The sequence below is a fragment of the uncultured Slackia sp. genome, from assembly GCF_959608125.1.
Lineage (GTDB): Bacteria > Actinomycetota > Coriobacteriia > Coriobacteriales > Eggerthellaceae > Slackia.
On sequence record NZ_CAUHPG010000001.1, the window covers coordinates 58,902 to 83,882 of the forward strand.

The 24,981-nt window shown below is 63.0% G+C and carries 18 protein-coding genes and 1 riboswitch; of the genes, 8 read left to right on the plus strand and 10 right to left on the minus strand.

Going from position 1 to position 24,981, the window contains the following annotated elements:
• The first annotated feature begins 24 nt into the window (after window positions 1-24).
• Entirely contained in the window at window positions 25-819 is a 795-nt protein-coding gene (locus Q6E04_RS00295; RefSeq protein WP_303248847.1) for an MBL fold metallo-hydrolase, read from the plus strand.
• Window positions 820-897: 78 nt separating this feature from the next.
• Here the strand turns inward: Q6E04_RS00295 and Q6E04_RS00300 are convergent, their stop codons facing one another.
• Window positions 898-3,690 (minus strand): RNA helicase, encoded by a 2,793-nt coding sequence (locus Q6E04_RS00300; protein ID WP_303248848.1) that lies wholly within the window; start codon window positions 3,688-3,690, stop codon window positions 898-900.
• A gap of 213 nt (window positions 3,691-3,903) precedes the next feature.
• Between Q6E04_RS00300 and Q6E04_RS00305 the strand changes: the two genes are divergently transcribed.
• The 3 genes from Q6E04_RS00305 (at window position 3,904) to Q6E04_RS00315 (ending at window position 8,862) form a co-directional block, all read left to right on the plus strand.
• A complete protein-coding gene (locus tag Q6E04_RS00305) occupies window positions 3,904-6,090 on the plus strand; it encodes a UvrD-helicase domain-containing protein (RefSeq protein ID WP_303248849.1) in 2,187 nt (728 codons plus the stop codon).
• A 239-nt stretch (window positions 6,091-6,329) separates the two neighbouring features.
• The gene (locus Q6E04_RS00310) at window positions 6,330-7,754 is read left to right on the plus strand and encodes an amidophosphoribosyltransferase (protein WP_303248850.1); all 1,425 of its coding nucleotides are present in this window, start codon (window positions 6,330-6,332) and stop codon (window positions 7,752-7,754) included.
• 169 nt (window positions 7,755-7,923) lie between these two features.
• A complete protein-coding gene (locus Q6E04_RS00315) occupies window positions 7,924-8,862 on the plus strand; it encodes a magnesium transporter CorA family protein (protein WP_303248851.1) in 939 nt (312 codons plus the stop codon).
• 84 nt (window positions 8,863-8,946) lie between these two features.
• Here Q6E04_RS00315 and Q6E04_RS00320 read toward each other — a convergent pair whose 3' ends face one another.
• Entirely contained in the window at window positions 8,947-10,149 is a 1,203-nt protein-coding gene (locus tag Q6E04_RS00320; protein WP_303248852.1) for an NADP-dependent isocitrate dehydrogenase, read from the minus strand.
• A gap of 363 nt (window positions 10,150-10,512) precedes the next feature.
• Window positions 10,513-10,633: riboswitch (glycine riboswitch) on the plus strand.
• Between the two features lie 66 nt (window positions 10,634-10,699).
• Here Q6E04_RS00320 and Q6E04_RS00325 point away from each other — a divergent pair.
• The 3 genes from Q6E04_RS00325 (at window position 10,700) to Q6E04_RS00335 (ending at window position 14,998) form a co-directional block, all read left to right on the plus strand.
• Window positions 10,700-12,118 (plus strand): sodium:alanine symporter family protein, encoded by a 1,419-nt coding sequence (locus tag Q6E04_RS00325; RefSeq protein WP_303248853.1) that lies wholly within the window; start codon window positions 10,700-10,702, stop codon window positions 12,116-12,118.
• A 333-nt stretch (window positions 12,119-12,451) separates the two neighbouring features.
• Window positions 12,452-13,540, plus strand: coding sequence for a hypothetical protein (locus tag Q6E04_RS00330; protein ID WP_303248854.1), 1,089 nt, complete (start codon window positions 12,452-12,454; stop codon window positions 13,538-13,540).
• Window positions 13,541-13,750: 210 nt separating this feature from the next.
• Complete coding sequence (locus Q6E04_RS00335) at window positions 13,751-14,998, plus strand: OFA family MFS transporter (RefSeq protein ID WP_303248855.1); 1,248 nt, start codon at window positions 13,751-13,753, stop codon at window positions 14,996-14,998.
• Window positions 14,999-15,097: 99 nt separating this feature from the next.
• On the opposite strand, the gene Q6E04_RS00340 is transcribed toward Q6E04_RS00335, so the two are convergent.
• The 8 genes from Q6E04_RS00340 to Q6E04_RS00375 all read right to left on the minus strand — a co-directional run bounded on the left by Q6E04_RS00340 (window position 15,098) and on the right by Q6E04_RS00375 (window position 23,268).
• Complete coding sequence (locus Q6E04_RS00340) at window positions 15,098-16,012, minus strand: serine O-acetyltransferase (protein ID WP_303248856.1); 915 nt, start codon at window positions 16,010-16,012, stop codon at window positions 15,098-15,100.
• Between the two features lie 142 nt (window positions 16,013-16,154).
• Complete coding sequence (locus Q6E04_RS00345; RefSeq protein WP_303248857.1) at window positions 16,155-16,946, minus strand: TatD family hydrolase; 792 nt, start codon at window positions 16,944-16,946, stop codon at window positions 16,155-16,157.
• A 51-nt stretch (window positions 16,947-16,997) separates the two neighbouring features.
• The gene (locus Q6E04_RS00350; protein ID WP_303248858.1) at window positions 16,998-18,053 is read right to left on the minus strand and encodes a hypothetical protein; all 1,056 of its coding nucleotides are present in this window, start codon (window positions 18,051-18,053) and stop codon (window positions 16,998-17,000) included.
• A gap of 145 nt (window positions 18,054-18,198) precedes the next feature.
• Window positions 18,199-18,867 carry a GTP pyrophosphokinase family protein gene (locus Q6E04_RS00355; protein WP_303248859.1) on the minus strand — a complete coding sequence of 223 codons (669 nt, stop codon included), beginning with the start codon at window positions 18,865-18,867 and terminating at the stop codon, window positions 18,199-18,201.
• Window positions 18,868-18,977: 110 nt separating this feature from the next.
• Complete coding sequence (locus Q6E04_RS00360) at window positions 18,978-20,972, minus strand: YgiQ family radical SAM protein (RefSeq protein WP_303248860.1); 1,995 nt, start codon at window positions 20,970-20,972, stop codon at window positions 18,978-18,980.
• Window positions 20,973-21,021: 49 nt separating this feature from the next.
• A complete protein-coding gene (locus Q6E04_RS00365; protein ID WP_303248861.1) occupies window positions 21,022-21,795 on the minus strand; it encodes a tRNA threonylcarbamoyladenosine dehydratase in 774 nt (257 codons plus the stop codon).
• A gap of 267 nt (window positions 21,796-22,062) precedes the next feature.
• The gene (locus Q6E04_RS00370) at window positions 22,063-22,686 is read right to left on the minus strand and encodes a hypothetical protein (RefSeq protein ID WP_303248862.1); all 624 of its coding nucleotides are present in this window, start codon (window positions 22,684-22,686) and stop codon (window positions 22,063-22,065) included.
• A 150-nt stretch (window positions 22,687-22,836) separates the two neighbouring features.
• The gene (locus Q6E04_RS00375) at window positions 22,837-23,268 is read right to left on the minus strand and encodes an arginine repressor (RefSeq protein WP_123197800.1); all 432 of its coding nucleotides are present in this window, start codon (window positions 23,266-23,268) and stop codon (window positions 22,837-22,839) included.
• Window positions 23,269-23,557: 289 nt separating this feature from the next.
• Between Q6E04_RS00375 and Q6E04_RS00380 the strand changes: the two genes are divergently transcribed.
• On the plus strand, window positions 23,558-24,841 hold the full coding sequence (locus Q6E04_RS00380; protein WP_303248863.1) for a glutamate-cysteine ligase family protein: 1,284 nt from the start codon (window positions 23,558-23,560) through the stop codon (window positions 24,839-24,841).
• The last annotated feature ends 140 nt before the right edge of the window (window positions 24,842-24,981 follow it).

The following is a 24,981-nucleotide window of genomic DNA, read 5'->3' on the forward strand; positions in this document are numbered from 1 at the left end:
CGCGACGCGATCAGGAACGCCTTCATGCTTAAGCTCCATATTCTTGCCAGCGGAAGCCGCGGCAATGCCGCCGTCGTCGAAAACGCCGCCACCGGACGCGGCGCGCTGATCGACTGCGGCATCTGCAAGCGCGACTTCTTCGCCCGCTGCGACGAGGCGGGATTCGACCCCGCCAAACTCGATGCCGTGCTGATCACGCACGAGCACGGCGATCACACCAAGGGCATCGGCGTGACCATGCGCGGCTTGGCGAAGCTGGGCCGCCGCCCCACGATCTATGCCGCACCCGCCACGCTGCGGGCGAGCAAGCCCCTTCAAGAAATAGAAGAGACCTGCGAAATCCACCCACTTGCGGCCGAAGCGCTCGTCTCGGCGGCGGGCGTGAGCATCTTTCCCTTCGTCACCTCGCACGACGCGGCCGCATCATTCGGCTTTCGCTTCGAGGCGGACGGAGACGCGGCAGGATTCATGACCGACTCGGGCATCGTGACCGACGCCGCGCATGCGCATCTGCAAGACGTGCGCCTGCTCGCGCTCGAAAGCAACCACGACCCGCGCATGCTGAGTGAAGGGCCCTACCCCTACGTGGTCAAGCGGCGCATCGCATCCGACGAAGGGCATCTTTCCAACGAGCAGGCGGCAGACGAGCTCGCTGCGCTTCTGAGCACGCGTCTCGAAGCGGCGGCGGCCATGCACGTATCCGAGAACAACAACGAATACGACCTGGCGAAACAAGGGTTCACCGCCGTCGTTGCGCGCGAAGGGCACCCCGCCCGCATCGCCTGCGGCTACCAAGGCCGCCTGACGACGCTTTCCTAGCGCGAACGACCCCAGAACGCAAAAGAATCCGCAGACCGTTCTGCGGATTCTTTCATACGGCGGCCTTCAAGGGACCGTTTAATCCAGGATGTCTTCGGCGAAGCCCACGCGGTAGTTCGCGAGAACCGCCTCGCCCGCCTCCTGCGTGGCGTCCAGGTCGACGTCGGCCATGATGCCGAAATCGCTATCGCCGTCGGCATCGTGGAAGATCTGATGCACGTGCCACACGCGCTGCGAGCGCTCGTCGGATTCGTCCAGGACGAAATACGCGTTCGAGCGGGCGTCGGCGTCGAGCAGCAGCTCTTCGTGCGCCTCGTAGAACGCATCGAGCGCCTCCTGCCAGCGACGGGCGCCGAAGCCCCATTCCATATCCATATCGCCGAGCTGCTCGACATCGCCGCGCGCGGCCAGGGTCACGCGCCTGAACAGCGAATTCCTCACCAGCAAAGTCAGGCCGCGACGGTCGTGCACCACCGCGTCGGCATCCGTCGGCGCCGCGACGTCTTCCATCGAACCCGCCGACTCCCATTCGTCCACAAGGCTCGAGTCGACCGAACGCACCACAAGGCCCAGCCACGCGATGATGTCTTTCAGGCGGTCGTCGCGCTTGTCCTGCGGCACCGTGCGGTCGAGCACGCGGTAGGCGTCGGACAGGTAGCGCAAGAACGTGCCCTCGCTGCGGGCGATGCCGTAGCGCGCCACGTATTCCTTGAAGCCCGACACGGTCTCCAGCATGTCGCGCAGCACCGATTTGGGCGCGAGCTCGTAGTCGCGCGCCCACGGCACCGCCTCGCAATACTGGGCGAACGCCTGGTCGAGCAGCTCCTCGAGCGGCTTGGGATACGTGATGTCGGCGATGCGGTCGAGACGCTCCTCGTAATCGACGCCGTCGGCCTTCATCTCGGCCACCGCCTTCTCGCGCGCCTTGCGCTCCTGGGCGCGCAGCACCTGGCGCGGGTTCTCCAGCGTGGCCTCCACCATAGAGATCGCGTCGAGCGCGTAGGTCTCGCTCTCGGGATCGAGCAGCTCGAGCGCCGCCAGCAAGAACGGCGAAAGCGGCTGGTCGAGCGCGAAATCCTGCGGCATATCCACCGTGGCGCGATACTCGACGCCGCCGTCCTCGGCTTCCACCTTCTCCACGACGCCCGCGTCGATCAGCGTGGCGAACACCTCGTCGGCGCGCACATAGAGCTGCTCTTTCTCCTCGAGCGGCTGGGCCGAGTCGTCGATGAGCTTGCGCACGCGCGCGAACGCGTCGCCGCCGCGCGACACTACGGCAAGCACCATGGAATGCGTGATGCGCATGCGCGGCTTGAGCGTTTCGGGGGCCGCGTCGATCAGCTTCGTGAACGTATCCTCGTTCCAGTTCACGAAGCCCTCGGGCGGCTTTTTCTTCTTCAGCTTGCGCAGCTTCTTGGGGTCGTCGCCCGCCTTCTGCAGGGCCTTGGCGTTCTCGATCTCATGCTCGGGCGCCTCGGCGATCACCATGCCTTCGGTATCGAAGCCCGAACGGCCCGCGCGGCCGGCGATCTGATGGAACTCGCGGGCACGGAGCCTTCGCATCTTGAAACCGTCGAACTTCGTGAGCGCGGTCAGGATGACCGTGTGGATGGGCACGTTGATGCCCACGCCCAGCGTGTCGGTACCGCAGATCACGGGAAGAAGGCCCTGCTGGGCGAGCTTTTCCATAAGTAGACGGTAACGCGGCAGCATGCCCGCGTGGTGCACGCCCACGCCGCAGCCCAGCAAACGCTGGAGCGTCTTGCCGAACGCCGTGGTGAAGCGAGCGCCCTTAATGGCCTGCTTGATCGCCTCGCGCTGCTCCTTGGTGGCCACGCCGTAGCTCGCCAGCGACTGCGCGGTGTCGAGCGCGGCGTCCTGCGAGAAGTGGACGATGTAGAGCGGCGTCTCCTTCGCACGGATGGCCAGCTCCACCGTCGCCTCGAGCGGCGTCTTCACGTATTCGTAGCTCAGCGGCACGGGACGGGGCGCGTCGGCGATGACGTCGACCTCGGCGTCGGTGTGGCGCTTGAGCGTGTCGACGATCTGCGTAACGTCGCCGAGCGTGGCGCTCATCAGCAGAAACTGCGTCTGCGGAAGCGTGAGCAGCGGCACCTGCCACGCCCAGCCGCGCTGCGGGTCGCCGTAGAAGTGGAACTCGTCCATGGCGACGCAGCCCACATCGGCCCCCTCGCCCTCGCGCAGGGCCTGGTTGGCCAAGATCTCGGCCGTGCAGCACACCACGGGGGCGTAGGGGTTGATCGACACGTCGCCCGTGATCATGCCCACGTTCTCGCGGCCGAGCACGTCGACGAGCGAGAAGAACTTCTCGCTGACGAGCGCCTTGATCGGCGCCGTGTAGTACGACACCTTGCCCGTCATGACCGCCATGAAGTGCATGCCCAGCGCCACGAGCGACTTGCCCGAGCCGGTCGGCGTGCCCAAGATCACGTGGTCGCCCATCATCAGGCCCATGAGCGCCTCTTCCTGATGCGGCCACGGCTCGATGCCACGCTCGTCGACCCATTCCAGAAACATCTCGAGCGCTTCCTCGGAGGTGGGGAGAGGGGGTATCTCGTGCTCGCCCGCTTCTCCGCCGCTCGAAGGAAGAGGAGGGGTGTCACGCGCAGTTCCGCACGAGCCGATCGCCCCGGCGGGGCGATCGTGCGAGCTCAGGACCGTTTGAGCATGACGCCCCTCCTCTTCCGCCCCCTCGGGGCCGGAATCGCCCGGCAACGGCGCATCGGCCTCGTCGGGTTCTTCGTCCTGAGAGTAGTCCCAATATTTGTCCCAGACCGCCTGCGGCACCAGCGCGCCGAGCGATCCGTAAGCGTCGGCGCCGCCGCCGACGGTTTCCTGTTCGTCTGCCATAGAACCTCTATCCGTCATCGAGAATCCGTCCGCACACGGACGGCGAAGGCGTGCGGACGCAGGCGCCGCAAGCCGTAGTTATCGTGCAAAATGACGCGCCACCTCCCCGGGCGTGCGCGCATGTGCCATTGTACCCGGAATACCTTTTCAGGGCGGCGGCGTTTCACGCGCGCCGCCCGCCGATGCGCAACCGACGAATTCCAAGGAGACATCGTGTTCACCGACCCAGCACAACCGAACCTGCCCCGCACCGCGAGCGACCAGACGCCGCCCGCCTGCGACCAGGACGAACGAACCGACGACCCCATCCTGGTCGAAGAGCGTCGGCACCTGAGCGAGACCTATGCGAAGCTCGAGGCCATGGAACAAGCTCTGGTCGCCAAGATCAAAAAGCTCGACGACGACGTGGCGGCCGATAAGGAGATGCTCGCCGACGAGCTCACCGGCAACTTCGCCAGCATGGGCGAAGCCTTCGAGACCTATGCGGAATTCGCCTCGGCCAATAAGACGATCGACCTGTATAACGCCACCCAAGAGCTCAACTTCCAGAACCTGCAGAAGGTGCGCCTGCTCATGCACCAGCCCTACTTCGCCAAAGTAGCGCTGCAATTCAAGCCTGGCGATGCGCCCAAGGAGCTCTACATCGGCAACGCCGGCATCTCCGACGACGACTACAAACGCCTCGTGGTGGACTGGCGCTCGCCCGTGGCCGAGGTGTACTACAACCAGGAAAACGGCCCCACGTCGTATAAGGCCAACGGCCGTACCATCGATGTGGACCTCAAGCTGCGCCGCCAGTTCGATATCGAAGCCGACCGTCTGAACGCCTATTTCGACACCACCGTGGCCATCCAAGACGCCATGCTTCTGGCCTCGCTTTCGCAGGAGCGCTCCTCGCACATGAAGGCGATCACCGCCACCATCCAGAAAGAACAGAACGAGGTCATCCGTCACGAAGACGTCGACGTCCTGTTGGTCAACGGCATCGCGGGCTCCGGCAAGACCTCCGTGCTCATGCAGCGCATCGCCTATCTGTTCTACCAGCATCGCGAAACGCTCAAACCCGAAGAAGTATGCCTGATCACGCCGAACCCGGTGTTCAGCCGCTACATCGAGCAAGTGCTGCCCGACCTGGGTGAAAGCAACCCCGAGACCATGACGTTCGACCAGTTCATGGCAAGCGTCATGCCGGCCGATCGCAGCCGCGGGCGCGCCGACATCTCGCCCGACGCCCTGGCGCGCATCGACGAGGCCGTGCGCGGGCTCGCGTTCGACCCCGACGACTTCAAAGACATCGTCTGCGACGGCACGCAGCTCATCTCCGCCGGCCAAATCCGCCAGGCGGCCGACAAGTTCCGCCGCATTCCCGCAGGTCCGCACCTGGTCACGCTCATGCGCGAAGAACTGCACAAACGCCTGGAAAACCGCCTGAGGCAGATGGCCGCCACCGAACGCGCGCAAAACGAGGCCACGTCGCTTTCGGTCCAGGAGCAAGTGCGCATCTTCCACGAGACCATCGCCCCGCAGACCGACGCCGAGCTGCGCGAATGCACGCTGACCTACCTTCACGACCGCTACGCCGCCGCCTTCGACATCGTCGAGCGCGACGAATGGCTGCGCATCGACCGCATCGGCATGCGCATCCTGGGCGCCGAAGGCCTGCTGCCCGTGGAATGGGTCTATCTGAAGATGGCCGTGAGCGGCATGGGCGACGCGAGCGTCAAATACGTCATGGTCGACGAGGTGCAGGACTACACCTGCGCCCAGCTCATGGTGCTACGCCGCTACTTCCGCCGCGCGCGCTTCCTGCTTCTGGGCGACGAGAACCAGGCGATCAAGGACCATACGGCATCGTTCGCCGAAATCAAATCGGTGTTCGAGCGGGCGGGCTCCGAAGTGCAGGAATGCCGCCTTCTAACGAGCTACCGCTCCTCTCCGCAGATCACGGAGCTGTTCACGAAGCTCATGCCGAAAGGGGATCGCATGCGCGTCTCCTCGGTGCAGCATGAGCGCGCCGAACCGCGCATCGCCGCCTTCAACGACGAGGGCGCCTACGAAGACGCCCTACGCGATGCCGTCGCGCAAGCGCGCGGCATGGCCGGCCTGACCGCCGTGATCGCCGACAGCCGAACGTCGCTCAAGCGCGTCCGGTCCATCCTGGGCGAAAACGCGCCTGCCGTGATTTCCGACGACGCCACGCTTCCCGCGAGCGGCGTGGTGCTCATGACGCTCGAGTTCGCCAAGGGCCTCGAGTTCGACCAGGTGATCATCCCCGACGCCCGCGCCGAGGTGTTCGGCGACGGACGCGTGGCGCGCAATCGCCTGTACACGAGCATCTCACGCGCCACGGGACGCATCGTCATCCTGGCGCCCGGCGCCCTGACGCCCTTGCTCGACTAACGAAAAGCCGCATCCATGCGCCGCGTTCCATTCAGGAGCGCGGCGCATTTTTCATTCCCGCACCGAATCCGATGCCCGAGTTCGGCGTTTTCGGCGCACGGAAATCGCCGACCGGATACCCGAGCCGATTTGTTTCGATATTTTGAATAATCGCCGCAAGATGCCGCTCCCGCCGTTTCGCAATCCTTTGGGGGTATACTTGCCTTTTCAACACAACAACCAACGATGAAAGGTGCGCAATGGGCGGATTTTTCGGAGCCGCGTCCCATCATGACGTGGTTCTCGACGTGTTCTTCGGCGTCGACTACCACTCCCACCTGGGAACGCGTCGCGCAGGCATGATCTTCTTCGATTCCGAGACCGGATTCCAAAGGGAAATCCACTCGATCGAGAACACGCCGTTTCGAACGAAATTCGAGGCCGACCTCCAGAGCTTTCACGGAGGAAGCGGCATCGGATGCATCAGCGACACCGATCCTCAGCCCCTGCTCGTCCGCTCCCATCTAGGCACCTTCGGCATCACCACGGTAGGCATCATCAACAATGCGGAGCAGCTGATCGAGGAATGCTTCTCGGCGGGCGGCAAGCAGTTCATGGCCATGAGCTCCGGCAAGGTGAACAACACCGAACTGGTGGCCGCTCTGATCAATCAGAAAGACAATTTCGTCGACGGCATCAAATTCGCCCAGGAGGTCATCGACGGCTCGCTGACCCTGCTCATCATGACCGATGACGGCGAAATCCTCGCCGCGCGCGACAAGATGGGCCGCCTGCCGGTGCTCGTGGGCAAAAACGACGAAGGCCACTGCATCTCGTTCGAATCGTTCCCCTACCACAAACTGGGCTACGACGACGAATACGAGCTGGGGCCCGGCGAGATCGTGCGCGTAAACGCCGACTCCTACGAAACCATCTCGCCCGCAGGCGACGATATGAAGATCTGCGCGTTCCTGTGGACCTACTACGGATACCCGAACTCCAACTATGAAGGCCAGAACGTCGAAGTGGTGCGTTACCGCAACGGCGCCATCATGGCCCGCGACGAAGCCGCCCAGGGCAGGCTTCCCGAGGTCGACTACGTCGCCGGCGTGCCCGACTCCGGCGTGCCTCATGCAATCGGCTACTCAACCGAAAGCAAGACGCCCTTCGCGCGTCCCTTCATCAAATACACGCCCACGTGGGCGCGCTCGTTCATGCCCTCCAACCAGGAAGTGCGCAACCGCGTCGCCAAGATGAAGCAGGTTCCCGTTCCCGAACTGATCGCCGACAAGAAGCTGCTGCTGGTCGACGACTCCATCGTGCGCGGCACCCAGCTGCGCGAGACGGTCGACTTCCTCTACGGCGCGGGCGCCAAGGAAGTGCATATGCGATCCGCCTGTCCGCCGATCATGTTCAGCTGCAAGTACCTGAGCTTCTCCAGCAGCAAGTCCGAAATGGACCTCATCTCGCGCCGCACGATCCAGGAGCTCGAAGGCGACGAGGGGCAGAAGCATCTCGACGAGTATGCCGACGCTTCCACCGAGCGCGGCAAGTGCCTCCTGCGCACCATCTGTGAAAAGCTCGGCTTCGACTCGCTGGGCTACCAGTCGCTCGACGGCATGCTCGAGGGCATCGGAATCGACCCTTCGAAGGTCTGCACCTATTGCTGGACCGGCAAAGAATAAAAATTCGTCCCTGAATTTTCCAAGGAGCCTCCCTCGGGAGGCTCCTTTCGTTTTGCGATCCGCCCTGACGGCGATTGTCTGCGCATCGTGTCAGATCGACGTCATTTCCTCGCATATTCGACTATGATGGTGGGAATTAGGCGTCTCGAACTCGACAGAGGAGGCCTTCGTGATCGAATACTTCCACACCGACGAACAGTCCCGCATCCTGACCAAAATCGACGAAGAACGGCCCGGCTGTTGGATCGCCTTGTTCGAACCGACCGCCGACGAGCTTTCCTCCGTCGCCCGGCGTTTCTTCATCGACGAAGACGACATGCGCGCCCCGCTCGACCTCGAAGAGGTCTCGCGCATCGAGCGCAACGTCGACTACACCATGTTCATCGTCGACACGCCCATGCATGTCAAAAACGCCGAACGCAAGCGCTACACCACCATCCCTATCGGCATCTTCGAAACGTCGAGCCACGTCATTTCGGTATGCTCGGTCTATCGCGTGCCCTTGATAGCCATCCTGAAATCCTGGCGCAACGTGCACGACACATCGGATATCAAGGCGTTCGCGAGCGACATACTCATCGCTTCGTCCGAGGCGTACTTTTCGACGCTGCACGCGATCAACAGACGCCGCATCGGGCTTTCCGACGCCACCGACAAACCCGAGCGCAAAGACCTCGAAGAGCTCTATGCCCTGGATGCATCGCTCGTCTACATCAAGACCTCGCTCACCACGAACGACAACATCTTCGAGCGCTACCGACGCTATGCCGCCTCTTCCTATACGCCGGAATCCCTCGAGGTTCTCGACGACGCCATCATCGAGAACAAGCAGGCCCTTGAAACCACGAAGATCTATTCCGAAATCCTCGATTCCACCATCAATCATTTCGGCCTGATGATGGACTACGACCTCAACCACACCATGCAGCTGGTGGCGACCATCACCCTGGTGCTCTGCGTTCCCACGGTGATCGGCGGCGTATTCGGCATGAATCTCGAAGGCATCCCGCTCGCCGATTCGCCCTACGGATTCGCGATCGTCACAGGCGTCACCGCAGGCGTGCTTGTCATCATGCTCGCCATCCTCAAGCGCTTGAAGTGGTTCTAGGCGCCTGCATCCCCAAACGCACGAAAGCCCGGAGCACGCAGGCGCTCCGGGCTTTCTCGTTGTCCGATCGAATGGCGCAAGGCGCTATGCGGCCAGGCGTTTCGCGATCGCCTTGATGAACTCGCGCGTGGAAAGCTTCACCGGGTTCTCGATCGTGGTGATCAGGGCCAAATCGCCCGTCATCTCTCCCGCCTCGATCGTGTCGATCGTCGCCTGCTCCAGACGGTCGGCGAAAGCCATGAGCTCCGGCAGGCCGTCGAGCTCGCCGCGCTTGCGCAGCGCACCCGACCACGCGAAAATCGTAGCCACCGAATTGGTGGACGTCTCCTCGCCCTTAAGATGCTTGTAGTAGTGACGCTGCACCGTGCCGTGGGCCGCCTCGTACTCGTACACGCCGTCGGGCGAAACCAGCACGGAGGTCATCATGGCGAGCGAACCGAACGCGGACGACACCATATCGCTCATCACGTCGCCATCGTAGTTCTTGCAGGCCCAGATGAAGCCGCCCTTGGACTTCATCACGCGCGCCACGGCGTCGTCGATCAACGTGTAGAAGTACTCGATGCCGGCCTCATCGAAGCGTTCCTTGTATTCGGCGTCGAAGATTTCCTGGAAGATGCCCTTGAAACGATGGTCGTACTTCTTGGAGATGGTGTCTTTGGCAGAGAACCACACGTCCTGGTGCGTGTCGAGCGCATAGTTGAAGCAGCTGCGCGCGAAGCTTTCGATCGACGCGTCCAGATTATGCATGCCCTGCACGACGCCCGGGCCGTCGAATTCGTGCACCAGCTCGCGCTGCTCGGAGCCGTCGGCCGCGGTATAGACCAACTCGACCTTGCCGGCGCCGGGAATGCGCATCTCGGCGTTCTTGTACACATCGCCGTACGCATGGCGGGCCAGCGTGATGGGGGCCTTCCAGTTGCTCACGCACGGCTCGATGCCGCGCACCACGATCGGAGCGCGAAACACCGTGCCGTCGAGCATGGCGCGGATGGTGCCGTTGGGGCTCTTCCACATCTGCTTGAGGCCGTACTCCTCCACACGAGCGGCGTTGGCGGTGATCGTCGCGCACTTCACGGCGACGCCGAGGCGCTTGGTGGCCTCGGCCGATTCGACCGTCACGGCGTCGTCGGTCTCGTTGCGATGCTCGAGGCCGAGGTCGTAGTACTCGGTCTTCAGGTCGACGAACGGGCAGATCAGCTCGTCTTTGATCATCTGCCAGATAATGCGGGTCATCTCGTCGCCGTCCATCTCAACCAGCGGCGTGGTCATCTGAATCTTCGCCATGGTCCACCCTTCTTCTCGATCCGTCGAACGCGAAAGGCCTTGGTCGCAGGCGTCGCGCCCGAGGCTTCGTTGCTATTGCATGCTAAAGCATGATAGCGCCGATATGCTCGACGGAAGCACGAAACCCGTGCAATTTCGCGAACGGCCGGGCGGCGGCCTCAGATATAGGCGAAGGCGTTGCCGACCGAGCACCGAGCATTACGCCGCTCGCCCTTCATTGCAAACCGTTCACAGCGATGCATGCGTCAAAACCCCTTTCTTCGATGCTGAAGGAACTTTTTCTTGCATATTCGCGCGCTTTCGTACGATAATGCCAGCCATACCATTTCGTTGAAGCTTTCGGGATCGATCGAAACCGGAAGTGGAGAAACCTCTGGAGAACTCTTAAATGAGTGCCGACGGTGCAAGGCTTTCGGGCAGCGCGCATTCCCATGTGCCCTGGAACAAAGCCGAATCTCTCAGGCAAAAGGACAGAGAACGGTTCTTCCGACGACAGTCGGCGGATTCATTCGCTCCCCAGAGGCTTCTCGATGTGCCCTGAGGAGGTAACGTGGAAGCCGCACTGCTCACATTCGTCCAAACCGTCAATTCGTATCTTTCGAATTACGTGCTAATCGTCTTGCTTATCGGCACCGGTCTTTTCTTCACCATCAAAACGCGCTTCGTGCAGGTACGCTGCTTCGGCGAAGGCCTGAAGGGCGTCTTCGGCAATTTCTCGCTCAACGGCGGCAAGCATAAGAGCGGCATGAGCTCGTTCCAGGCGCTCGCAACCGCCATCGCCGCGCAGGTCGGAACCGGCAACATCGTCGGCGCCTGCGGCGCCATCCTGATCGGCGGACCCGGCGCCATCTTCTGGATGTGGGCCATCGCGTTCCTGGGCATGGCCACCAACTATGCCGAGGCCGTGCTCGCCCAGAAAACCCGCCGCGTCGACGCCGACGGCACCGTCCACGGCGGCCCTGTCTATTACATCAGGACCGCGTTCAAGGGCAAGTTCGGCAAGTTCCTCGCAGGATTTTTCGCCGTCGCCATCGTGCTCGCGCTCGGCATCATGGGCTGCATGGTGCAGTCCAACTCGATCGCATCCACCTGCAACACCGCGTTCGGCATTCCCACCTGGGTCATGGGCCTGATCATCGTCGTCGCCGGCGGCTTCATCTTCTTGGGCGGCGTGAGCCGCATCGCCTCGGTCACCGAGAAGATGGTCCCGATCATGGCGGTCATCTATCTGATCGGCGGCATCGGCGTGCTCATCGTGAACGCTTCCGAAGTTCCTGCAGCGTTCGCCCTGATCTTCGAATGCGCCTTCAACCCGCAGGCCTCCGTGGGCGGCGTCACCTTCGGTCTGATCGCCGCGCTGTCCCAGGGCGCCAAGCGCGGCCTGTTCTCCAACGAGGCAGGCATGGGCTCCACCCCGCACGCGCACGCCATGGCCAACGTGAAGACCCCGCACGAGCAGGGCGTCGTCGCCATCATAGCCGTCTTCGTCGATACTTTCGTCGTAGTCACCATCACCGCTCTGACCTGCATCGTCACGCTCTACGTAGGCGACGGCACGCTCGCCCAGGGCCTCTATGACGGCATCGACAAGACCAACATGGCCCAGATCGCATTCGGCAGCCTGTTCGGCACCACGGGCGGCAACGTCTTCGTGGCCATCTGCCTGCTGTTCTTCGCGTTCTCCACGATCATCAGCTGGAATCTGTTCGCGAAGATCAATATCGAATACCTCTTCGGCAAGAAGGCCGTGCCGGTGTTCTCCTGCATCGCCCTGGTGTTCATCTTCATCGGCTCGCTGCTCGCCAACGACCTGGTCTGGGAACTCGCCGACATGTTCAACCAGCTCATGGTCCTTCCCAACGCGATCGCGCTCATCGCGCTCGGCGGTGCTGTGAGCATGTGCGCCAAAACGCGCGGGCAGAAGATGGAAATCATCGATAGGAAGGCGAAGGCTGCCGAAAAGGAATAGCCTCGCTCGTCCGAACCGCATACGTCGCATCGAAGCCGGCCTTTCGGGGCCGGCTTTCTCGTTGCCGAAACCTCCGCGAAAACGGATATTTCGCGACACGGGCGAAATGAGCGAAAACGAAAAGAAGCCGAATGCAGCGCCGCGCGCATCGAAGCCGCGAATACGTCCGGCCCGTCGAGAAGGAGCGGCCGCTTCTGCTAGAATCGCTTTCGGATTATCGATTCGCAAAGCACCGTTCGAACGCGACGGATACGGCGGACGGAAACGCGAGAAACGCCGCCGACGTTCGCGCGAGGCCGCGCGTCGGACAACGCACCCTGGAGGCGAATGCCTATGAGCTTCACGCTGAAACCCTACACCCCGCCCGACTTCGCACAATCACGTTTTCTGGACGCTCCGGACGCGATGCTTGCGCCCGCGCCCAAAGACTCCGTGGCGCCCGAAGGCTACCATGCCCTGAGCATCTACCCTGAGTATTTCAAAATCGACGGACGTTGGCTTCTTGCCGAAGACAGCCGCATGGACTGCGTGGCGGTCTACGAAGACGGCCGCATCTTCGTACGCGAGTTCCGCTTCATCAAAGAAGGCGACGCCATCGTGTGCGGACGCACCGAAAACGCCGAAGAGGGCATCTACGTGCATACCGAAGGCTTCGACGAGCCCGACCGTACGAAAGAAAGCTTCGCCTTCCGCCTGGGCCGCAGCCGCGAAACGGCATTCTCGCGCGACTACGACGAACTCTACGAACTGCTGAAATACGAACGCGACCACGGCTACGTGGTATGGGTCATGGGACCGGCGTTTTCGTTCAACGGATTTTCACGCACGGCCTTTTCGAAAATCATCGAAGCAGGCTACGTCGACGCGGTGTTCGCCGGCAACGCGCTGGCCACGCACGACTTGGAAGGCGCCTACCTGCACACCGCGCTCGGCCAGGATATCGATACGCAGGAAAACAAGCCAGGAGGCCACTATCACCACCTCGACACCATCAATCGCGTGAAATACCACGGATCGATCGCGAAATTCATCGAGGAGGAAAGCGTGCATGACGGCATCATGTACAGCCTCGAAAAGAACCACGTGCCCTATGTGCTGGCGGGTTCTATCCGCGATGACGGACCGCTGCCGCCCGTCATCGGCAATGCTTACGAGGCGCAAAACGCCATGCGCGACCACATCCGCAAGGCCACCACGGTGATCTGCATGGCCACCATGCTGCACACCATCGCCACCGGCAACATGACGCCGTCGTATCGCGTGCTGCCGGACGGCACGGTACGCCAGGTGTACTTCTACTGCGTCGACATCGCGGAATTCGCCGTGAACAAGCTCACCGACCGCGGATCGCTTTCCTCGCGCGGCATCGTGACGAACGTACAGGACTTCATCGCGAACGTAGCCAAAGGCCTCGGACTCTAGCACCGCGAATACAGATGGAATCCGAACGGATGCCCCGCCCGACGGCGGGGCATCCGCGTATCGGGGCAAGCGGCGCGGTCGTCAGGCGAACGGCGGCAAGGCCGGCACCGCGACGGGCTCTCTTGACAAGACCGACGCTCATCTGCCGATAATGGAACAGACCGCGCCGAACCGAGGAAATACGGCGGCGGGCGACGAAAGGGGTGCGCGATGTCTGCGAATCGCATGACGAAAGAGGGCCGCGGCGTCAACCGATGGGTCGTGCTCGCGGCGGCAGGAACGCTCAATGCGCTGGTCGGCTCCATCTATGTCTGGAGCATCATCAGCGTCGCGCTTTCCTCCGAACACGGATGGGCCGCCCCCGAAGTCGCCTTCGCCTACTCGTTCTATATCGTATGCGAATGCTTCGCGGGCTTTTTCGCAGGCTATCTGCAGACAAGGGCGAACCCTCGCCTGCTCATGATGGGCGGAGGCCTCTGCCTTGCCGCAGGCTGGTTTCTCGCAGGCTTCGCCGACCAGGTGTTCCTTCTGTACCTGACGTTCAGCCTGCTCGGCGGCGTCGGAAGCGGTTTCATCTACAACGTATCGGTGGCCACGGCCACGGCATGGTTCCCCGACAAACGAGGACTGGCCAACGGCGTATGCGTCGGATGCCTAGGGCTTTCTCCCATCCTCTTCGCGCCGCTCGGCACGTTTCTCATCGCCACGTTCGGCCCTGGCGCGACGTTCCATATCCTCGGCGGGTTCTTCGCCGTGGCCGCCGTGGCGGCGGCGAGTTTCATCCGCAAGGCTCCCGAACGAAAAGAAGATGCCCGATCCGAAGCTCCTGCGAACGCAGGCGGCATGACCATGGCGCAGATGCTCCGTCAGCCGAGCGCCTGGCTGATGTGGCTGCTGTTCGCCGTATGTGCAAGCGCGGGCATGATGGTCACGGGCCACGCCGCGGGCATCGGCGCAGAGCTCGCCGGGCTCACAGCAGCCCAAAGCGCCGCGCAGGTCGGCATTCTCGCCCTGGCCAATTTCAGCGGACGCCTGGTATTCGGCATGCTTTCCGACCGTCTGGGCCGCTACACCGTCCTCGGCCTGTGCATGGTAGGCACGGCGGCCACGATGGCGCTTTTCCTCGGCAAGGCCGATGACTTCATCTCGATCACCATCGCGTTCTGCGTCATCGGCGCGACGTTCGGAGGCTGCATGGCCGTCATGCCCGCCCTGACCGCCGACCTATTCGGCATCGAGCATTTCGGGCAGAACTACGCATTCATGTTCTCGGGCTACACATGCGCGTCGGTCATCGGCCCCATGCTCGGCGCGAGCGTCTTGGCCGCGACGGGCAGCTATCTGGCGGCTTTCCCCGCCGCCGGCGCGCTGACCTGCGTCGGAATCGTGTTTCTCGCAGCTACCGCCATTGCCGCCAAGCGCATGCGGCGATTGCAGGCGGAAAAAACCCGTTCGTAACGAAACGCAGACATCGAACGGACCTTGGACGAAAAGAGCTCGGAGGCTATGTCCGAGCTCTTTTCGTTTGCAGAAATTCTCTGAAATGCGAGGATTTTCTTACAATTCCCAGCTAGCGGGGCTCTTGCGCGGCTGACGCACGTTGATTTCGACGCCCTTGACGCTGACGCGCGAATTGGCGGGAATGGACTCGGTGACGAACGCGCCGCCCGCGATCACCGTGCCCTCGCCGACCACCGTCTCGCCGCCGAGAACGCTGGCGTTGGAATAAATCGTGACGTTGTCCTCGATGGTAGGATGACGCTTGACGCCGGAAAGCTGCTGGCCGGCGCGCGTAGACAGAGCGCCGAGCGTAACGCCCTGATAGATCTTCACATGATTGCCGATCGTGGTGGTTTCTCCGATAACGACGCCGGTGGCGTGGTCGATGAAGAAATACTCGCCGATCGTCGCACCCGAGTTGATGTCGACGCCGGTGCGGCCGTGCGCGTACTCGGTCATGATGCGCGGAATGAGCGGCACCTTCTGCACGTAGAGCTCATGGGCGATGCGGTAGACGAACACCGCGAAGAATCCAGGGTACGAGAAGATGATCTCTTCCTTGCTCTGCGCGGCCGGGTCGCCGTCGAAAGCGGCCTGGACGTCTTTGAGCAGAAGCCTGTGCAGCTCGGGAAGCTTCGCCAGAAACGTCGAGCACACTTCTTCGACACGCGCGTCGATAGCGGCATCGTCCATGGCGTCGCCGTCGCGGAACAGCAGCGCTTCGCGCAGTTCGCGACGGAGCGAATCTTCGATGCGGATCAGGGTTTCACCGATGAAGTAACGCGGATCCGAGCCCGTCGGGGTCTCGTCGCCGAAGTAGCGGGGAAACATCAGATGACGCAGGTCGGCGAGAATGCCGATGATCGCATCGCGATTGGGAAAATGGCGATCGGGGTCGGTGAAAAAGATTTCGGGCGACGCGTAGTTGCTCGCGAAGCCGTCGACGATGGAATCAAGGTTTTCGTTGAACATAAGCCCTCTTTCGGCCGCCGCAGGGGCATCCGTCGCCCCGGCATCTTGCATGCGCTTATCCTAGCAGCACACACGCCGCTATACGACCACGAATGCCGCAGGCGGGCCGGGCTTTCGAAACCGGTGCGGCGCCTCGGGCTTCCTACACGCCTAGAATGCGCGCGCTCGTGGCGGACAGCACGGCGCGAAGCGTTTCGACATCGTCGCCGCGGGCCTCGGCGAGCGCCGCAAGCGAACTTTCAAGGGAATCGCGCCAAACGTCCGCAGAAAACGAATCGCCCTCATGGGCCGGCATATCGGTTTCGAGCAGCAGCCTTTCGACGGGAATGGCGCGCACATAGGCACGACCCCGTTTCGCGGCCAGCATGCGCGGACCGACCGAGAAGAAAAATCCCGCCTCGATCGCTCGATGCAGCTGGTCGGACGTGCCGGCGAACGAGTGCAAGACAAGCGCTCGTCCCGATGCGCTCGCAGGCTGCGCGAAACGCGAACGCGCCGTGGCACCGCAGCGTTCGAAGGCGTCGATCGCCTCGTCGGCGGCATGGACCGCATGAATCGATACGATTCCGCTCGCGAACGACGAGTCGCCCTCGACGAGAGCGCGCACGACACGGTCGAACGCGCGCATCTGCGCCTCGCGCGTCTGCAGACGGCGCGGCGAGAAGTCGATCCCCACTTCCCCGACGAACGGACACGCCGCCGCGCGGGCGACGAACCGCTCCACCTGACCGTCGAAATGCGGCGATGAAGCCTGCCACGGATGCAGGCCCAGCCCCACGCGCACCTGCGGCGCGCAGGCCAGACGACCTATCACGCGGTCGAAGCGGTCGGGGTCGACCGTCGCGGAAAACGCCGAGACAAGCCCCGCCATCGAACGCGCGATGGAGGGGCCCTCGTCGGAAAAATCCAGATGGCAATGCATGTCGTAGAGCATAAGGCTCCTTTTTAGAAATAAACCCGCACAAGGCGACGCCGAAAACGACCGCTAGAAAAGAACGACGCTTGCAGCAGGCGTGCCCGAAGACGAGCCCGCCTGGCTCGACGAACCGGCCGAAGCGTTCGGGGCGCCCGTCTGTCCCGACGAAGCCGACCCCGACGCATCCGATATCCCCCCGCTCGACGAAGCGTCGGAACCGGAAGACGACCCTTGGCCCGCCGACCCCGAATCCTGCGAACCTGATTCGGCATCGCCTTGACCGGCGGCTCCCGCCGACGATCCATCCTCAGACTGAGCCGAATCGCTCTGCTGGCCGTCAGACGAAGCCGCCTGGGAATCCTGAGAATCGGATGCGCCCCCTTGCGAGGACGAGGCATCTTGCGCCCCATCCTGCTCGGACGACCCCGACTGGTCGGACGACGAAGCCGCGCCGCTCGCAATATCGCCTTCGGCGGGCGCGGGCGCCTCTTTCGCAGGCGAGCTCCATAGCGCAGACGGCATAAGCGGTTCGGGTTTGGCGCCCACGCCTTGACCCGCAGTCACCACTTCGATCACCACAGCACTCAGCGCAATCGCGACAAGGGCCGACAGGACGGCAACGATCACGGCGTTGCGCTGGATCCTCGCCTTGCGCGCGCGGGCCGAACGCGAACGTACGCGGGCCGCTTCGGCATAGACGTCGGATTTCGTCGAACGCGCAGACGCGGGACCGCCGCCTTGCGCGGCGGAAGCGGGCAGGGCGGCCGTCTCGGCCGCAGGAACGCCCGCAAGCACCGCGGTTTGCGCGCTGCTCGCGGCGTCGTCGTTCTGAGAATCGCCGCGATGCGATAACGAAGCGAACGGCCCGTGGTCGGGAGCCATGTCTTTGAGCTTTTCGGCCGAGGCCGATAGGAATTTCTTATACACCTGCGACGCGACGGCCGAGACGATCGAGCCTACCGCGACGCCGATCACCGAACCCGCGATGCCGATTCGCGAGGCGAGCAGCATCGATGTGACGGCTGCCAACGCGCCTGCAAGCAGCTGGGCGATGGATATGTCGTCGAACAGGCTCCGCCAAAACGACAGCTCGGCCTTTTCGGCCGCTTTCGCTTCCTCAGCCATGCATCCTCCCTTCGACATCGTCTGTACGATGAAGATACGCGCCGAGGCGCCGCGAAAAAAGCGGCAGGGAGGGCTTTCACGCAAACGTCACCGCTGCGTTACAGGATGTGCGCATTCGCTCCATGGACGAGCGGCGGCACGAAGCCTAGCGCTCGTCGTCCATCGCATGCGCGAGAATCTGCATGCGCTTCTCGACGTCTTCGATCACGCGGCTGCAGTCGCGTAGCTCGTCGAAAGAGTCGATGCCCCTTACCGCATCGACGGCTTTGTATTTCAGACCGTGCTCGAGACTCGCCCAGAAATCCATGGCGATGGTCCGAATCTGCACCTCGACGGGCACGAACTCTTTCTTGTCCATGAAATACACCGGCATACGCACGATGGCATGCAGGCTGCGATAGCCGTTGGGCTTGGGTTCTGCGATATAGTCTTTCACCGTGACGATTTCAAGGTCGTCCTGACGTTCGAGCAGTTCGAGCAGGCCGTAGGCGTCGTCGATATACGAGCAGATCACGCGCACGCCCGCAACATCGGTGAGATAGCGTTCCATGTTGGCCAGCGTGGGTTCGTATCCGCGGCGACGAAGCTTCTCGACGATGCTCGACGGGCTTTTCACGCGCGATTCTATATGGTGGATGGGATTGCGGTTCTTCTTCAGGCTCAGGTCTTTATCCAAGACCTCGAATCGGACCTCCATCTGGCGCATGGCCGCCTGATACTTCTGAAGGGTCTCCCTCACAAGCATCACATCGGCGGCGCGCGCATCCGCGGCTTTCTCCACGGCGTCGGGCGGCACGATGACCTCAGTGCTCATAGGTCGGTCCTCTCTCGGTAGAAAACGGCGGAAACGCCGTCCGTCTCCATGATAGGCGTACCCGAAGCAAGACGCCCCGATGTGTTGCCGAACCGGCATCGGGGCATGCCCTAGCGACGCTGCGAGCCCTTCTTCGGACGCGAAGCCGGCGCGCCCCCGCCGTTCGACGACCCCTTGGAGCGGCGGCGATCCGACCCGCGGCCCTGCTTCGATCCGCGCTCGTCGCGAGCGCCGGAGCGGTCCTTCTGCGGACGCTGCTTGCGCTCTCCGCCGCCCGATCGCTTCGACGCCGCCTGCTTGCCCCCGCCTTTGCGCGGGCGCACCAGGCAGTGTTCATCGAACCCGATCAGGTCTTCGCGGCCCGCCTTGCGCAGCGCCTCGACCACCAGGTCGTAATTCTTCGGGTCGCGATACTGGATCAACGCGCGCTGCAAGGCCTTTTCGTGCGTGCTCTTCGGCGTATAGACCGGTTTCATCGTTCGCGGATCGACGCCCGTGTAGTAGATGCACGTCGAGATGGTGGACGGCGTGGGATAGAAGTCCTGCACCTGTTCGGGCATATAGCCCAGATCGCGGCAGTATTCCGCCAGCTCGACCGCCTCCTTGAGCGTGGAGCCCGGATGCGACGACATGAGGTACGGCACCAGGTACTGCTTCTTGCCCAAGTCGGCGTTCACGCGCGCATAGCGCTTGCGGAAGCGTTCATAAACCTCGTTGCGCGGCTTGCCCATCACCGACAGCACGGCATCGGACACATGCTCGGGCGCCACCTTGAGCTGGCCGCTCACGTGATGTTCGCACAGCTCGCGGATGAACGTGTCGTCGGGATCGGCCAGCGCGTAGTCGAAGCGCACGCCCGAGCGGATGAACACCTTCTTCACGCCGGGCAGCGCGCGCAAGCTGCGCAGCACGTCCAGATAGTCCTCGTGATCGACCTCGAGTTTCTTGCAAGGCTCGGGAAACAGGCAGCTCTTATGCGGACAGGCGCCGTGCGACATCTGCTTTCGGCACGCAGGCGCGCGGAAGTTAGCCGTCGGCCCGCCCACATCGTGGATATATCCCTTGAAGTCGGGGGCGTCAACGAACAGCTTCGCCTCGTCGACCAGCGATTCCTTGCTACGCGACTGCACGATGCGGCCCTGATGGAAGGTAAGCGCGCAAAACGAGCATTCGCCGAAGCAGCCGCGACTGCTAGCCAGGCTGAACTTCACCTCGGAGATGGCGGGCACGCCTCCTTCCTCCTCGTACATGGGATGGTAGGTGCGCGCATACGGCAGGCGGTAAACGGCGTCCAGCTCGCCGCGCGAAAGCGGCTTGGAAGGCGGATTCTGCACCACGTAGACGTCGTGAGGATACTCTTCGACCAAGCGCTTGCCGGTAAACGGGTCGGAATTACGGTATTGCACGCCGAAGCTTTCGGCATAGGCGAGCTTGTCCTGCTGCATGCGTTCGAACGACGGCAGCGTCACGGCGTCGTAGACGTAGTCGAGCGAGCGCGTCTTGTACACCGTGCCGTCGATGAACGTGATGTCCTCGATCGAAAGGCCGCTCGCCAACGCGTCGGCTATTTCGACGATCGAGCGCTCGCCCATGCCGTACGACACGATATCGGCGCCCGAGTCCAAAAGGATCGAGCGCTTGAGCTTGTCGGACCAGTAATCGTAGTGGGCCAGGCGGCGCAGGCTCGCCTCGATGCCGCCCACGATGATCGGCGTGTTCTTGTACGACCTGCGAATGAGGTTTCCGTACACAGCTGCGGCGTGATTGGGCCTCAAACCCGCCTTGCCTCCCGGCGAATAAGCGTCGGAGCGACGCGGCTTCTTGGACGACGTGTAATGGTTGACCATCGAGTCCATATTGCCGGCGGACACGAGAAAGCCGAGGCGCGGCTCGCCGAACACCGAGATGCTGTCGGGGTCTTTCCAATCGGGCTGCGCGATCACGCCCACCTTGTAGCCGTTCGCCTCGAGCACGCGCGTGATGATGGCCGCGCCGAACGAGGGGTGGTCGACGTAGGCGTCGCCGGACACGTAGACGAAATCGACCTGGTCCCAGCCGCGCTCGCGCGCCTCTTCCATGGTGACGGGAAGGAATTCCGCGTTCATTTCACGTCCTTTCTCAAAAAGGAGAACAGACAGGGGCGTGTAGCCTCGGTCACTCGATGCCCACGATGGATTTGATCACGTCGCCCGCGATCATCTGCCCCATGATCGGCGGCATGAAGGAAAACGTGCCGAGCTCGGTACGCTCCCTGCGCAGCGCGCCTTCCGCAGCAGCAACGGGCACCGGCTGCTCGGCGGAATACAGCACGCGCATGCGTTCGATCCCGCGCTTGCGCGCCTGTTTGCGCACCGCGCGGCACAGCGGGCAGGTCTGGGTGTCGTAGATATCGGCGAAGCGCAGCTCTTCAGGGCGACGCTTATTCGCCGCCCCCATGCTGCCCACGTACGCGATGCCCGCCTGTTGCGCGTAAGCGGCCAGCGCGAGCTTGGTGGTCACGGTGTCGAGCGCGTCGACGATGTAGTCCACCGAATCGTCGATGAATTCGCCGACGCGGTCTTCAGTGACGAAGGCGTCGTGCGCGACCACGCGGGCCTGCGGCGAGATGTCGCGCACCATGGCCGCCATGACCTCGGCCTTCCTGCGACCGATCGTGCTGTAGAACGCGAGCGCCTGGCGGTTGATGTTGCTTTCCTCCACCTCGTCGCGGTCGATGAGCACGAGCGAGCCGACGCCGGCGCGCGCCAAGGCCTCGGCGCAGCTCGAACCCACTCCGCCCAGGCCGAACACCGCCACCGTGGCGCCGGCCAAGCGCTCGACGCCCTGTGCGCCGATGATGCGGGCGGTGCGCTCCGTGCGCGCGTCGCTCGTCGCGGGCGCCTTCGCTACCTGCGCGTTGCCTTCGTCTCGATGCGCATCGACCTGCATACCCGGCATCCCCTTTCGCGACACGACGCCCGCGCGCCTTCTCGAGCTACTGCGACGTGCGGCCATCATTTATCTTTACGCTGTATAGTCGAATCGATTCCCCGCAGACGGGCTGCCGTGCGCGAATACGATCGCATGCGGCCCTTGCAAAGGGTCGATGCATCATAGCGCAGGCGAGCCCGGTAGCGATGTCACATCCGCCCGCCAGGACAAAAGCGCATGAAAAAGCCCGGCTTGAAGCCGGGCTGAGAAAACGATGCGGGTGGATTATTCCTGAGCGGGCTGCTGCTCTTCCTGAGAAGCATCGGCCTCGGCGCCGTCGTCTTCGGCGGAAGCTTCGCCGCCGGCGAGTTCGGCCACCATGGAGTCGGCCTTGGACAGGTGCGCCATGCCGCTGTCGTAGCGGGCCTGGATGTCGGCCACCTGGGATGCGAACGTCTCGGTATCGACGCTCGGCGCGGCCGTCTGGTTCTTTCCAGACGTCTGCGCGGTGCTCTTGCTCGCGGCGTCGGCGGAACTCTGAAGCGCCGCGTAAGCTTCCACGTACTCGGATAGCGCTGCGGTCAGGTCGCTCACGCCGGCCTTGTATTCCTCGTGCACCTGGGCCAGCGGCTCGGGAGCGGTCATATCGGAAATCTTCTCGAGCTTCTTGGCCGCATCGGAGGCCGCAAGGCGCATGGCCGCAAGATCGCCTTCGGAAACGGCGGTATTGAACGAAGACAGCGAATCGGCCGCCTCGGCGCTAATGCTGTTGACGCTGGCCATGTATTCGCGGTTGAGCTGAGCGGGCGACTTCTGCTGGCCGTCGCCGCCGCAAGACGCGAGGACGAAGCTCAGCAGGACGGCCGCGGCCGTGCAAGCCACGACGCAGGAAATTCGTTTCATAGACATGTTCATCGGAACCCTTTCATAGTGCCGTGAAACCGCACTATACCAAAAAGAAGGCGGCGCCCCGAGGCGCCGCCGGTATTTCCACACGAGGTTGACGAGCCGTTACGTCATGAAACGCACGACGCGCCCTTCCCCGGACGGACGCATGGCCTACTGATGGTCCTGCAGATGACGGATGACTTCCGCCACGCCCTGGGCTTCGATCGAGCTTCGGCACATGACGAAAATCGTATCGTCTCCCGCCAGAGTACCCGCCACGCCTTTGAGCTGGGCCGCATCGAGCGCGACCGCCACGCCGCTCGCAATGCCCGAAGGCGTGCGCACGACCAGGAAGTTGTTCACGATTTCGATGCCCTCGACCAGCTCGCCGACCATGCGCTGGAGGCGCAGGTCTTCAGGAAGCACGTAATAGCCGTCGCGCGATTTCGCCAATCCCATGCCGGCGATATCGCGCGACACGGTGGCCTGCGTGCAATCGTAGCCCTCGGAGCGCAACTGCTCCACGAGGTCGCGCTGCGTCTTGATGTTGCCGCGACGGATGATTTCTCTGATCACGTCGTGGCGCACTGCTCGCTTCGTCATAATTCTCCCCTCGATTTTATGCAAAGCACTGGAATGCGATACGAATCCAATATGATTCACCAACGAGAAAATACAGGACGATGCATTATTTTTCAAGCAGTATTCACGCAGGCGAGCTTTATGTCATCGAATCGTAGCATATATGAATATTCATCGAATCACCTGCCGTCGCGCGGGCGCCGCCGACCGGCAACAACTCGATGGCAGCTCTGTGATGCGTTGCGCTCCCGCGTCGCACACGAGGCCCGCGTGCGCTACCATGAGCCAAAACCCCGATCGAGGAGCAATTATGAACGCATCCGACATCTTCTCGGCCTCGCAGGCGACGCACGGCGACCAGCCTGCCCGCGCCCATAACAAAGCGGCCCTCGTGGCATATTTCGAAGAAGGCTCGGTCGCCGACCCGCGCGAGGTGGGAATCGAACTCGAGCACTTCCTCGTCGACGGCACGGGCGAGCCGCTGTCCTACAGCCAGCCGCACGGCGTGCGCGACGTGCTGACGACTCTTTCCAAGCGATACCCCGATGTCACCGTGCACGACGGCGACCTTCTGGGCGTGGCCAAGCCCTCGATGAACGTGACCATCGAACCGGCCGCCCAGCTCGAGCTTTCCGCCGGCCCTTTCGCTTCGCTCGACACCGCGCGCCGCATCTTCGACGAATTCGAAGCCGATGTGGCCGACGCGCTGCGTCCCGTCTGCGGCCGCGCCTTGGCCATCGGCTACGACCCCTCGGGCCGCGCCGTCGACAAGGAGCTCATCCCCAAAGCACGCTACGCCTACATGAACGAATATCTCTCGGCCATATCGCCGTGGGGCCCGCGCATGATGCGCGGCAGCGCCTCCACGCAGGTGTCGATCGATTACCGCGACGAGGCCGATTGCGTGGCGAAGATGCGCGTGGCGTCGGTGCTCTCTCCCATGTTCGCGCTGATCTGCGACAACGCCGCCATCTTCGAAGGCGGCCCGCGCCCGCATGCCTGCATGCGCACTGAAATATGGAAGTACTGCGACCCCGACCGCTGCAACACGGTGCCGGGGCTTTTAGACGACGATTTCGGCTACGAAGACTACGCCGACTACATCCTGAACACGCCCGCCATCGTTCGCATGGACGAACACGGCGAGGCGCACTACGACCCCAGGCCTTTCGGGGAGATCTATGCCGATACGCCCATGACGCGCGCCGATGTGGAGCACGCCCTTTCCATGGTGTTTCCCGATGTGCGCCTGAAATCCTACGTGGAAATCCGTCCCGCCGACTCCATGCCCGTACCCTACGCCATCGCCTACGCCGCGCTGGTCAAGGGCCTGTTCTATTGGGACGAGAACCTCGAGTCGCTCGAAGCGGCCTGCGCACAAATCGGCGCCGAAGACGTATGGCGCGCCAAAGAGGCGATCATGCGCGGCGGCTACCGCGCCCGCGTCTACGGACGCGAAGCAGGACCGCTCGCCGACGAGCTGTTCGACATGGCGCGCAAGGGCCTTACCGCCATCGCCCCGCACGAGAAAGACCTGCTCGATCCGCTGGCGTCGCTTGTCGCCGCGCGCACCACGCTAGCCGACCTGTCGTAGCCGCAACGCTCGACGAGGCGCGCAAGGCGCATACCGCCCCATGAATGAGAAGAGCCTCCGACGATCGACCGCGTCGGAGGCTCTTTTCGTGAAGGGCGGCCCCGCTTCGAAGGACCGCCCGTTTACGGGATACGGAGCGA

Excerpts from the sequence above, each read along its gene's own strand:
- Q6E04_RS00295 (WP_303248847.1), top strand. The coding sequence starts at position 25 with ATGCTTAAGCTCCATATTCTTGCCAGCGGAAGCCGCGGCAATGCCGCC.
- Q6E04_RS00300 (WP_303248848.1), bottom strand. The coding sequence starts at position 3,690 with ATGGCAGACGAACAGGAAACCGTCGGCGGCGGCGCCGACGCTTACGGA.
- Q6E04_RS00310 (WP_303248850.1), top strand. The coding sequence starts at position 6,330 with ATGGGCGGATTTTTCGGAGCCGCGTCCCATCATGACGTGGTTCTCGAC.
- Q6E04_RS00320 (WP_303248852.1), bottom strand. The coding sequence starts at position 10,149 with ATGGCGAAGATTCAGATGACCACGCCGCTGGTTGAGATGGACGGCGAC.
- Q6E04_RS00330 (WP_303248854.1), top strand. The coding sequence starts at position 12,452 with ATGAGCTTCACGCTGAAACCCTACACCCCGCCCGACTTCGCACAATCA.
- Q6E04_RS00335 (WP_303248855.1), top strand. The coding sequence starts at position 13,751 with ATGTCTGCGAATCGCATGACGAAAGAGGGCCGCGGCGTCAACCGATGG.
- Q6E04_RS00340 (WP_303248856.1), bottom strand. The coding sequence starts at position 16,012 with ATGTTCAACGAAAACCTTGATTCCATCGTCGACGGCTTCGCGAGCAAC.
- Q6E04_RS00345 (WP_303248857.1), bottom strand. The coding sequence starts at position 16,946 with ATGCTCTACGACATGCATTGCCATCTGGATTTTTCCGACGAGGGCCCC.
- Q6E04_RS00350 (WP_303248858.1), bottom strand. The coding sequence starts at position 18,053 with ATGGCTGAGGAAGCGAAAGCGGCCGAAAAGGCCGAGCTGTCGTTTTGG.
- Q6E04_RS00355 (WP_303248859.1), bottom strand. The coding sequence starts at position 18,867 with ATGAGCACTGAGGTCATCGTGCCGCCCGACGCCGTGGAGAAAGCCGCG.
- Q6E04_RS00360 (WP_303248860.1), bottom strand. The coding sequence starts at position 20,972 with ATGAACGCGGAATTCCTTCCCGTCACCATGGAAGAGGCGCGCGAGCGC.
- Q6E04_RS00365 (WP_303248861.1), bottom strand. The coding sequence starts at position 21,795 with ATGCAGGTCGATGCGCATCGAGACGAAGGCAACGCGCAGGTAGCGAAG.
- Q6E04_RS00370 (WP_303248862.1), bottom strand. The coding sequence starts at position 22,686 with ATGTCTATGAAACGAATTTCCTGCGTCGTGGCTTGCACGGCCGCGGCC.
- Q6E04_RS00375 (WP_123197800.1), bottom strand. The coding sequence starts at position 23,268 with ATGACGAAGCGAGCAGTGCGCCACGACGTGATCAGAGAAATCATCCGT.
- Q6E04_RS00380 (WP_303248863.1), top strand. The coding sequence starts at position 23,558 with ATGAACGCATCCGACATCTTCTCGGCCTCGCAGGCGACGCACGGCGAC.